Genomic DNA, 9,669 nt, shown 5'->3' on the forward strand with positions numbered 1-9,669 from the left:
GTAGCTGCTATTGCTGCTGGCGACTATGCTGTTGCTACTGAAGCTTACAAAAAAGCTGTTCCAGTAATCGACCGTATGGCTGACAAAGGTATCATCCATAAAAATAAAGCAGCTCGTCATAAGAGCCGTTTGAACGCGCAAGTTAAAGCATTAGCTTCTAACTAATCGCAAATCAAAAGAAGCCCTTTTAGGGCTTTTTTTGTGCCTGAAATTTAATACCAAATCAACAATAAAGAATGATGAATACCAGATTATTCCCAATTCTAGTCATAGAAATCTTTTACTTAGACAAAAACAGAATAAACTATTCATCCTTATCCATAGAATGAGGTGTTGTGGTCTGGTCTTGCTGTGCATTGTCTGTATCACGCTGACAGGCAGTTAATCCCAGCATAACGACCAGACTTAAAATTGTGATTATTTTCATGATGACTCCTATGCTTCCAAAATTGGTTTAAATATCAGCATAGTGATATTTCATCATTACTCTATTTCACTTTCATACGATAAATGTAAAAAGCTCAACCTAAATGATTGAGCCTTTGAATTATTTATTGACCTTTAATTCGGTATTCTGAAATTGGGAAATATCCAGCTCATGCACTTTGCCACGCCAGATCCATTTTAGTTTAGATTCCTCAAATACATCGCCTTCAAACCAGACAAACAGACCTTCCATCATTTTCGGCCAGTCTTCACGACTGACTTCCTGATGCCCAGATATCACTGCAATCATCGCTGCCAGAATGGTGTCATGACTGACCGCCAGACTGAGTCCATACAGCGTTTTCGGATGAGTGTTGTAAATTAATTCCAGTACATCCACTACGCCATTAATGGGATGTTTCATTCCGGGCAAGGCATTATTGACGAAGCTATTGATAAAGCCCAATGCCCCCTGTTTTTTGAAATATGGCCCTGCTTTTTGAATATCCAGTACAAAGCTGCCTGGCTCAACTAGCAAACCCTGTTCAACGATTTCAATCTTATGGGTATGCGGTGCTTTATCCGTTGCATCTGCCCCCTCGATCATCAATGCTGCGGTATCTACACAGCGCTGAATCGGACTCGATATACAATGCTGGATATGCCGATCTGTCTGATTGACCAGATAAGCGCCCCATTCCTGCGCCAGATCACGTCCTTGCGGCGTCAACTGCAAATCATAACCTGCCAGTCCCTGACCAGCGACATCTTCACGCAGAGAATGCCGCGTAAACAGAGTCACAGGTGTCTTGGTATCAGGCAATAAATCTATTGCACTGAGCATACTTGGTGGAAGCAGTTTTAATGCCACAATCTTGCCAACTGATCTATCAACGGAATCTTCCTCACTATACCATGAACGGCTATGAGCTCAATCATTGTCTTGCATGTCCGCCAGTGCCTGTAAGGCTAGTATTTTCATAGCTTCATTCTTATAGGCAATAAATCCGCCATTCAGTAAGGTCTTGCGCTGGTTGTAGATGAATGGCCGACCTTCAAGATCAACCAGCCCTCCACCAATCCGCTCAAGCATGCATTGACCGGCACTGGTATCCCATTCAGAGGTTGGATGGAAACGCGGATAGATGTCTACTCGGTCTTCAAGGATCATGCAGAATTTATAGGCACTTCCTGCCTTGAACTCGGTGTACGCGCTAAGTTTAGCCAGACTTTGCAGATATTCGACATATTTTGGTTTTTGCTGACTGCTCTGACTCAGACCGACAAAGACATCCTGATGATCGGTAGCTGCCTCATAGTCAAACCATGCCTGATTCTGAATATCGTATTTAATCGGCAAGCCTTCTTCAGGACAGAAATAAATTAGCTGCTGTGCAGGAACCGCCAAAATAGCAAAGGTAGTCAGACTGCCTCTGACCAGACTGAGATTAATCGTGAATTCTGGGCGCTGATGCAAAAACTCTTTAGTGCCATCCAGAGGATCTAGTAACCAGAAATCCGTCCAGGCATGACGCTGATCCTGCTGCCCCTCTTCTGACAATAAAGGCAATTCTGAGATTTCCGCTAAAGCTTGGGTTAAATAACTATTCACCCGATAGTCTGCCTGGGTCACAGGAGAATCATCACTTTTCTTGACAATATCAAACGCAGCACCTGAACAATAACGCTGATATTCTTCTCGCAAAATTTCACAGGCCTGTGTCAAAATGGGCACAAACTGCAAAATCATCGGATCTTGTGGTGCTATTGTCGCTTTAAACATAGAAAACCTTATATGTCGAATTGCTCAGAAAAACCGCCTGTCATTTTTGATATGGACGGAACTTTACTTGATCTTGCCTACGATGATTTCATCTGGAACGAGTTATTACCGGTCCGTTATGCTGAAACACATGGCTGTAGTCTGGAACAGAGCCGCGAAACGCTTTATGCATTCTATCAGCAACATAATCATACCCTAAACTGGTACTCTTCTCGCTTCTGGACGGCTAAAGTCGAAGTCGATGTTCTGGCCATGCAAATTGAGCATAAAGATAAAGTTAGCTTACGCCCTTATTGCTTGGAATTACTCGATTATCTTAATAATAATGGCTATCCGATCTGGCTTGCCACCAATGCCGACTGTGCAGGACTCGCCTTAAAACTGGATCATCTGAATCTCAAAGATTATTTCAATGTCATTGTCAGCTCGGAAAGCATTGGACATGCCAAGGAATTTGTAGAATTCTGGCAAGGTCTGAATGCTTTGCACCCCTTTGATCCTGAGCAGGTCTATTTTATTGATGATACCGAAAAAGTCCTGAATGGCGCCAAGGCTTATGGCATCCAGAACCTGTTCTGCATCCAGCAACCATCTTCCAGTAAAGTTGCGCGCCAGACTTGTAATTACCCGATGCTGCACCAATTAACAGAGTTAATCACTCATTTAAATCAGTCTGAGGTAAACAAGCAATATGCGTAAATCGTCTTTACCCGAAGATGCGGTAGGCATGCGTATAGATAAATGGCTGTGGGCAGCACGTTTTTTTAAAACCCGTTCCATTGCCAAGAATGCTATTGAGGGCGGTAAAGTCCATCATAATGGTGAGCGTGTAAAAGTATCTCGCGAAGTCCGTGTGGGTATGGAGTTGACGATTCAGCAAGGTATCGAGAAAAAAACCGTAGTTGTAAAAGAACTTTCTGATGTTCGTGGTCCTGCACCTGTGGCACAGAAACTGTATGAAGAAACTGAAGTCAGTATCGCTCGCCGGGAATTGATTGCATCACAAAGAAAGTTGCATAATTTAGCGCGTCCCGATCATCGGCCAAGCAAAAAAGATCGTAGAGACATCAGTCGATTCAAGAATGAAAATAGTCAGAACTTTGATCAACATTGGTCATATAATGATGATTAAATTCAAGCGTCAGCATGTGTCGTAACACTGCTGGATTTTATAGAACACAAGGGAAATTTCTGTCACTATATTCCTGTGGAACGAAGCTCTAATGTAAGACATCCACTTGAGTACTAAGTTTGTGACATCGTATTGAGGTTGTAAGATGGATGAGAATAAAAACAAGGCGCTCAATGCTGCCTTAAGCCAGATTGAAAAACAGTTTGGTAAAAACACAGTGATGCGTCTTGGTGACAATACCGTGCAAGCAGTTGAAGCTGTATCTACAGGCTCTTTAACGCTTGATATTGCACTCGGTATTGGTGGTTTACCGAAAGGCCGTATTATCGAGATTTATGGTCCTGAATCTTCAGGTAAAACCACAATGACATTGCAAGCGATTGCTGAATGTCAAAAAGCTGGCGGTACATGTGCATTCATCGATGCCGAGCACGCGCTTGACCCTCAATATGCCCGTAAACTCGGTGTAGATATTGATAACCTGCTGGTTTCTCAGCCAGACAACGGTGAACAGGCACTTGAAATCGCTGACATGCTGGTGCGTTCCGGTGCGATTGACCTGATCGTAGTCGACTCTGTTGCTGCATTGACGCCTCGTGCCGAGATTGAAGGTGAAATGGGTGACTCACATATGGGTCTGCAAGCACGTTTGATGAGCCAGGCACTGCGTAAAATTACCGGTAATGCCAAGCGTTCAAACTGTATGGTGATCTTCATTAACCAGATCCGTATGAAGATTGGTGTAATGTTCGGTAGCCCAGAAACGACTACTGGTGGTAATGCACTTAAATTCTACGCTTCGGTACGTCTGGATATTCGCCGTATCGGTCAGGTAAAAGAAGGCGATGAGATTGTAGGTTCTGAAACCAAAGTCAAAGTTGTGAAAAATAAAATGGCACCTCCATTCAGAGAAGCTCTGTTCCAGATTCTGTATGGTAAAGGTGTTAACCATCTTGGTGAACTGATTGACCTTGCAGTACAGCAAGAAATTGTTCAGAAAGCAGGTGCATGGTATTCATATCAAGGCGACAAGATTGGCCAAGGTAAAAACAATACCATCCGTTATCTTGAAGAACACAAAGAGCTGGCGGATACTATTGAAAAACTGATCCGTGAGCAACTGCTTACTACAGGCAAAGTAGTCGAAGATAAAGACGAAGAAGAACCAGCAGACTTTCTGGATGCATAATCCTTGAACGTCATAACAGAGCGCCCTACGGGGCGTTTTTGTTATTATGGAATAGATATTTTTATCGAGATCAATATGTCAGACGCAAAATTCAGCAAACTTTTGGACTATGATGCGATTAAACAGCAGTTTGGTGATGCTGAAGACTCAGCTACTTCTTCACCTGTTGAGTCACAAGCTTTGCCAGAATTTGGTCCGGAAGACAGCTTATTTGGTAACTCCGATAAAGAGCAGAAAAAAACCGGTCTAACCGGCTCCCGTTTGCGTTCTTACGCCTTTGCTGTACTGACTCGCAAGGAATACTCCAAAGCTGAACTTATCGAAAAACTGGCGCTTTATGCAGAAGATCGTAATGAAGTGGTCACTTTGGTTGAGGAACTATCTAGAGAAAATTATCAGAGCGACCAGCGTGTTGCTGAAATCATGTTATCGAGCCAAAAGCGTAAAGGCAAAGGCCCCAATCAGATTAAAATGAAGCTGAAAAGCAAAAAGATTGATACTGCCCTGATCAGTGAAGAACTGAAAGAAACGGACTGGGTACAACAGGCTTATGAACTGAAACTCAAAAAATATGGTCCAGAAGTGACGAAAGATCCAAAACTTAAAGCTAAGCAGATCCGTTTTCTGATGTATCGTGGTTTTGAAATGGATGCGATCATGAAAGCGATTAGCCGCAAGGCCGAAGATTAATTCCTTTGTATTTGTGAAAAAATATGCTTAGGCTATTTTTATTTCCCTCTTTGCCATTCTACTTAAATAGTTTCTCTTATTACAATTAATCTCAAACAGCAAAAAGCTTTCAAAAGCTCAAATTAAGATAATTTATTTTTATGATTGAATTTGAATATTCCAAACAATATAGGCATCCACGAAAGCAGCTCTGAATAGAAGATTGAAAGTAAAGTAAAGATTAAAAGGAATAGAAAACAATAGAAATTAAGATTGAAAAATAAAGAGAGAATAGATAAATTTTATAATTATAAATCTGGTGGCAACCCTACCAGCAAAGCTCCGGCACATCATAGATCTACTACCGTTGCTACCTTCCGGTCCTGGCGGGGTTCATAGAGTACAATTGCGAAGTAACCGGCAGGGCTACCATTACAGGAACAGAGTATAGAGATTTTTATTGAAGTTGCAAGGCCTGTATTTCAAATTTTCAGTATAAGCTATCCGTTTGATTATTTTAAAAACAATATATCCTAATATGCTGAATTTTTAACACTCTTCACAATTAATTCATGAATATCGAAATTCACATGATCTTTGTAAAACCTTGTTGCAATTTCTAAAAATGCCGTTTTAAATGTGAAGCTATTAACGGGTTATCTCTTTTAGAATAAATGAGCTGCGGATACATAATCTCGCCAAGAATCATGGAACTTATATGATGTTTAAGAAACAGGTATTGTGTGCCCTCACTGCACTCTGTACAACCTCTCTTTTTGCTGCGATTCCTATCGAATCACGTGGACTCAGCCAAGGTGCTCAATCAAATAATATCAGCACTCAATCTGCCATTGCTACAGGCGCAGATGCACCTCAGACCAATACCAGCTGGCAGCTTATGCAAAAAAACCAGCAGCTTGAAAATGATCTACGCAGTTTACGTGGAAAAATCGAAGAACAAGAAAATGAGATCGAGAGATTAAAGAGCGAATTAACCAACCGCTATGCCGATCTAGATCAACGTCTGGAACTATTGCAGCAAAAAATTGAACCTGCTGAAGATACTCCCGCGGAGGATAACCAACAGGATATTTCTCCCAGTGTAAGCTCTAATGCTCCAGTAGCGACCAATCAGGCATCTACAACGCAACAGCCGAGTGAGCAGGAAAAAGCGGCTTATACCATTGCACTGGATGCCTATAAAAATGGTGGTGCAGCTAAAGCCATTGCACCCATGCAGAATTTCATCAAGAATAATCCGAATAGCGTCTATATCAGCAATGCTCACTTCTGGTTAGCCGAATTTAACCTGTCGATTGACCCACCGAATTTTAATGAAGCAAAGAAGAATTATCTGATTGTGGTTGACCGCTATCCAAATTCTGCAAAAGCCTCTACTGCCCTTTATCAGCTTTATAATATTAGTAAGGATGTAGAAAAGAACACTACTCTTGCTTCGCAATATAAAGCGAAACTACTCAAGAACTATCCGAAAGCTGAAGAAGTTAAATTTTTGAAGTAAATAAAAAGTCCCATAAAAAAAGACACCACGAAGGTGTCTTTTTTTAATTCTACTTTCATTTCTTTAGCTTAGCGCACAATGCCACGCTTTGATTGTTCGAGTGAATCAATCAGACGTTGTGCTTCAGAAACTTCTGGAAGAATCTCGTTACGGATTTTCTCGATGGCTTCCTGAGTCGTTAAGCCAGATTTGTAAATCAGCTTAAAGGATTCACGTAAACCATTAATCACGTCTTTCGACCAGCCTTTACGACGCATGCCTTCAACATTCATGGCAAATGCATGGGCCGGGTTACCCGATACCATCACATAGGCAGGAACATCTTTCAGAATCAGTGAAGCACCACCAATCATGCTGTAAGAGTCAATTTTACAGAACTGGTGAATACCTGAGTTACCACCAATCACGACATAATCGCCTACGTGTACGTGACCCGCCACACCGACATTATTTGCGAAAATATTATGATCACCAACCATACAGTCATGTGCAATATGGGTATTTACCATTAACAGGTTATGACTGCCAATCTTGGTAATACCTTTGTCTTGCACCGTACCACGGTGCAGACTGCAGTGTTCACGGATCTTGTTATAATCACCAATTTCCAGCCAGGTTTCCTCACCTGCATATTTCAGATCCTGGCAGACTTCACCGACACTGGCGAACTGAAAAATTTCATTATGTTCACCAATACGTGTGAAACCACCTACTACGACATGTGAATGCAGTTTGGTACCAGCACCAATCGTGACATTTGGCCCAATAATACAGTAAGGGCCAATCTGTACATCTGCAGCAATTACTGCAGATGCGTCAATGATGGCAGTTGGATGAATTAGGGGATTATTGCTCATGCCTGCTCGACTTTCAGATGGGAAACCATAATTTCCGCGGTTGTTGCGACAATGCCATCTACTGTGGCAATGCAATTATATTTATAAATGCCACGTTTTTGCATCACTAATTCAGATTTAAGTACTAATTGGTCACCAGCAACCACTTGTTTTTTAAATCGAACCTTTTCAGCGCCAGCAAAAAGGAATAATGAACCTTCTTTTGGAGTTTCATTATTCATGACAAAACCAAGGATACCTGAGATCTGTGCTAATGCCTCTACAATCAATACGCCTGGCATGATTGGATAGTTCGGAAAATGGCCTTGCAGAAACTCTTCATTAATTGAGACGTTTTTATAACCAACAATGCCATTTTCGGTAATATCGACAACGCGATCAACCAGTAAGAATGGATAGCGATGGGGCAAATATTCACGAATCTTTTGAATATTCATTGGCAATTCAGGCTTCGTGAATGTAGGCAAATTCGACTCTGTCATCATAATTATTTACGCAACTTAAATGTTGATTCAATGGACTCAATTTGAGATTGCATATGATCCAATCGTTTCACTAACTGGGTCAATGGCACATCTGCTAATTGTCTTAAGCGAACCACTGTGCGTTTCCATTGCTGATTTGGCAACAATCCCATGCCTGAAGAATAAGTACCTTCTTCAGTAATGTTATTTGTCACCATTGACATTCCTGTCAAGGTCACATTATCGGTAATATGTAGGTGTCCTGCTACCCCACAAGCCCCCGCGAGAATACAGTTTTTGCCAATCGTGGTACTGCCAGCAATCCCGCATTTGGCTGCGATCGCAGTGTTTTCACCAATCTTGACGTTATGGGCAATTTGCACAAGATTATCAATAATGACACCTTGCTCCAGAATTGTGTCATCCAGTGCACCTCGGTCAATACTACAGTTTGAACCGATCCGGACATCATCTGCAATACAGACTGAACCCAACTGGGCAATTCGATGCCATTTCCCTTGATAAGGTGCGAAACCAAAACCTTCACTACCAATCACGGTATTGGCATGGATCCGAACACGATTACCGATTTTTGTAGCACCTGTTAAAGTCACATGTGCATCAATAAAACAGTCCCGGCCAATTTCAACCTGGTCGTCAATCTGAACGTGTGACTGGATAATGGTATTTTCACCCACCACACAATTCTCACCAATGACGGCATAGTGGCCAATATAGGCACTGTCAGCAATGATGGCAGATGGATGAATTTGTGCGGTACTTTCAATTCCCTGAGTCGTATGTTTTTTCTCAAAAACGTGAGTCAGAATTGCAAAAGCCAGATAAGGATTGGCCACGACAATGAAGTTCTGCTGGGAAGTTAGCTGCTCTTTTAATTCAGCAGTCACAATTAAAGCGCCTGCCTTACTCTGAGCTGCCTGTTCCAGATATTTATCTGCATTGACGAATGCAAGGTCATGAGAGGTTGCATTTTCAAGACTTGCCAAACCTCTCAAACATAAATCTGCCTGACCTACATACTCACCTTGGACAAGACGAGCGAGGTCAGCTAACTGAAGTTTTTGATGATTCATCGATTATTTAATTGCATTAACCTTTTGAATCATTTTATCAGTTAAATCATACTTCGCGTCATAAGCAAGTACGGAATTTTTATTTAAAACCACATCTAGCTTGTTTTCTTGGCGCAATTGTTCAGCAGCACGCTTCAGATTTCCTTCAAAAGCCTTATTTACACTTTGCATGCGCGTTTGCACGGTTGCCTGTACCTGTTGCTGCACCCCTGCCAGTTGAGTCGCTTTGCCTTCAAATTCTTTGGCCATTTTTTCACGTTCTGCTGGTGTTTTTGCAGCCTGACCTTTTTGCTTGATTGCAGCAAGGTCTTTTTGAAACTGTGCAATCTGTGCGGTTTGCGGCTTGATTTCATTTTCCAGAGTAGCATTTTGCTGCTTTAAATAGGTACTGTTTTGTACTACTTTTTCCAGATCAACGATTCCGTAATCATCGGCATGTGACAATGAAGTTAAACCCGCTAAAGCAATACCCATTGCCATCATCATTTTTTTCATGTTTTTACCCATTCAAAAAATTTTGCTCACAAAACCTG

Annotated in this window: 13 protein-coding genes and 1 other RNA gene; 6 read left to right on the top strand and 8 right to left on the bottom strand. The window is 41.7% G+C overall.

Going from position 1 to position 9,669, the window contains the following annotated elements; translation table 11 throughout:
* Nucleotides 1-165, top strand: a 165-nt coding sequence (gene rpsT, locus B4J23_RS01625; RefSeq protein WP_291358591.1) for a 30S ribosomal protein S20, incomplete at its 5' end; no start/stop codon positions are given.
* Nucleotides 166-304: 139 nt separating this feature from the next.
* On the opposite strand, the gene B4J23_RS01630 is transcribed toward rpsT, so the two are convergent.
* The 3 genes from B4J23_RS01630 to B4J23_RS01640 all read right to left on the bottom strand — a co-directional run bounded on the left by B4J23_RS01630 (nt 305) and on the right by B4J23_RS01640 (nt 2,209).
* Nucleotides 305-427 carry a hypothetical protein gene (locus tag B4J23_RS01630; protein ID WP_004786141.1) on the bottom strand — a complete coding sequence of 41 codons (123 nt, stop codon included), beginning with the start codon at nt 425-427 and terminating at the stop codon, nt 305-307.
* A gap of 120 nt (nt 428-547) precedes the next feature.
* Nucleotides 548-1,297 (bottom strand): histidine phosphatase family protein, encoded by a 750-nt coding sequence (locus B4J23_RS01635; protein ID WP_125278330.1) that lies wholly within the window; start codon nt 1,295-1,297, stop codon nt 548-550.
* 60 nt (nt 1,298-1,357) lie between these two features.
* A complete protein-coding gene (locus tag B4J23_RS01640) occupies nt 1,358-2,209 on the bottom strand; it encodes a 3'(2'),5'-bisphosphate nucleotidase CysQ family protein (protein WP_125278331.1) in 852 nt (283 codons plus the stop codon).
* A gap of 12 nt (nt 2,210-2,221) precedes the next feature.
* Between B4J23_RS01640 and B4J23_RS01645 the strand changes: the two genes are divergently transcribed.
* The 4 genes from B4J23_RS01645 (at nt 2,222) to B4J23_RS01660 (ending at nt 5,220) form a co-directional block, all read left to right on the top strand.
* Nucleotides 2,222-2,908: an HAD hydrolase-like protein gene (locus B4J23_RS01645; RefSeq protein WP_291358580.1), complete on the top strand. Its 687-nt coding sequence runs from the start codon at nt 2,222-2,224 to the stop codon at nt 2,906-2,908.
* On the top strand, nt 2,901-3,341 hold the full coding sequence (locus B4J23_RS01650; RefSeq protein WP_125278333.1) for an RNA-binding S4 domain-containing protein: 441 nt from the start codon (nt 2,901-2,903) through the stop codon (nt 3,339-3,341). Before B4J23_RS01645 ends, B4J23_RS01650 begins: the two co-directional genes overlap by 8 nt.
* A 145-nt stretch (nt 3,342-3,486) precedes the next feature.
* Nucleotides 3,487-4,530: a recombinase RecA gene (recA, locus tag B4J23_RS01655; protein WP_004786150.1), complete on the top strand. Its 1,044-nt coding sequence runs from the start codon at nt 3,487-3,489 to the stop codon at nt 4,528-4,530.
* Between the two features lie 75 nt (nt 4,531-4,605).
* Nucleotides 4,606-5,220 carry a regulatory protein RecX gene (locus B4J23_RS01660; RefSeq protein WP_125278334.1) on the top strand — a complete coding sequence of 205 codons (615 nt, stop codon included), beginning with the start codon at nt 4,606-4,608 and terminating at the stop codon, nt 5,218-5,220.
* Nucleotides 5,221-5,525: 305 nt separating this feature from the next.
* On the opposite strand, the gene ffs is transcribed toward B4J23_RS01660, so the two are convergent.
* An RNA gene (gene ffs / locus B4J23_RS01665) (signal recognition particle sRNA small type) lies at nt 5,526-5,622 on the bottom strand.
* Nucleotides 5,623-5,917: 295 nt separating this feature from the next.
* Between ffs and B4J23_RS01670 the strand changes: the two genes are divergently transcribed.
* Entirely contained in the window at nt 5,918-6,721 is an 804-nt protein-coding gene (locus tag B4J23_RS01670; protein WP_125278335.1) for a YbgF trimerization domain-containing protein, read from the top strand.
* A 68-nt stretch (nt 6,722-6,789) separates the two neighbouring features.
* Here the strand turns inward: B4J23_RS01670 and lpxA are convergent, their stop codons facing one another.
* Genes lpxA through B4J23_RS01690 form a run of 4 tightly spaced genes read right to left on the bottom strand, consistent with a single transcriptional unit; the run spans nt 6,790 to nt 9,631 of the window.
* Nucleotides 6,790-7,578, bottom strand: coding sequence for an acyl-ACP--UDP-N-acetylglucosamine O-acyltransferase (lpxA, locus tag B4J23_RS01675; RefSeq protein ID WP_004786156.1), 789 nt, complete (start codon nt 7,576-7,578; stop codon nt 6,790-6,792).
* Nucleotides 7,575-8,060: a 3-hydroxyacyl-ACP dehydratase FabZ gene (gene fabZ / locus B4J23_RS01680; RefSeq protein ID WP_171064833.1), complete on the bottom strand. Its 486-nt coding sequence runs from the start codon at nt 8,058-8,060 to the stop codon at nt 7,575-7,577. The genes lpxA and fabZ overlap by 4 nt, the downstream gene beginning before the upstream one ends.
* A 5-nt stretch (nt 8,061-8,065) precedes the next feature.
* Nucleotides 8,066-9,136 (bottom strand): UDP-3-O-(3-hydroxymyristoyl)glucosamine N-acyltransferase, encoded by a 1,071-nt coding sequence (lpxD, locus tag B4J23_RS01685; protein ID WP_125278336.1) that lies wholly within the window; start codon nt 9,134-9,136, stop codon nt 8,066-8,068.
* A 3-nt stretch (nt 9,137-9,139) separates the two neighbouring features.
* Nucleotides 9,140-9,631, bottom strand: coding sequence for an OmpH family outer membrane protein (locus tag B4J23_RS01690; RefSeq protein ID WP_034702657.1), 492 nt, complete (start codon nt 9,629-9,631; stop codon nt 9,140-9,142).
* Nucleotides 9,632-9,669: the final 38 nt, after the last annotated feature.

It is taken from the genome of Acinetobacter sp. UBA3025 (assembly GCF_002367915.1).
Lineage (GTDB): Bacteria > Pseudomonadota > Gammaproteobacteria > Pseudomonadales > Moraxellaceae > Acinetobacter.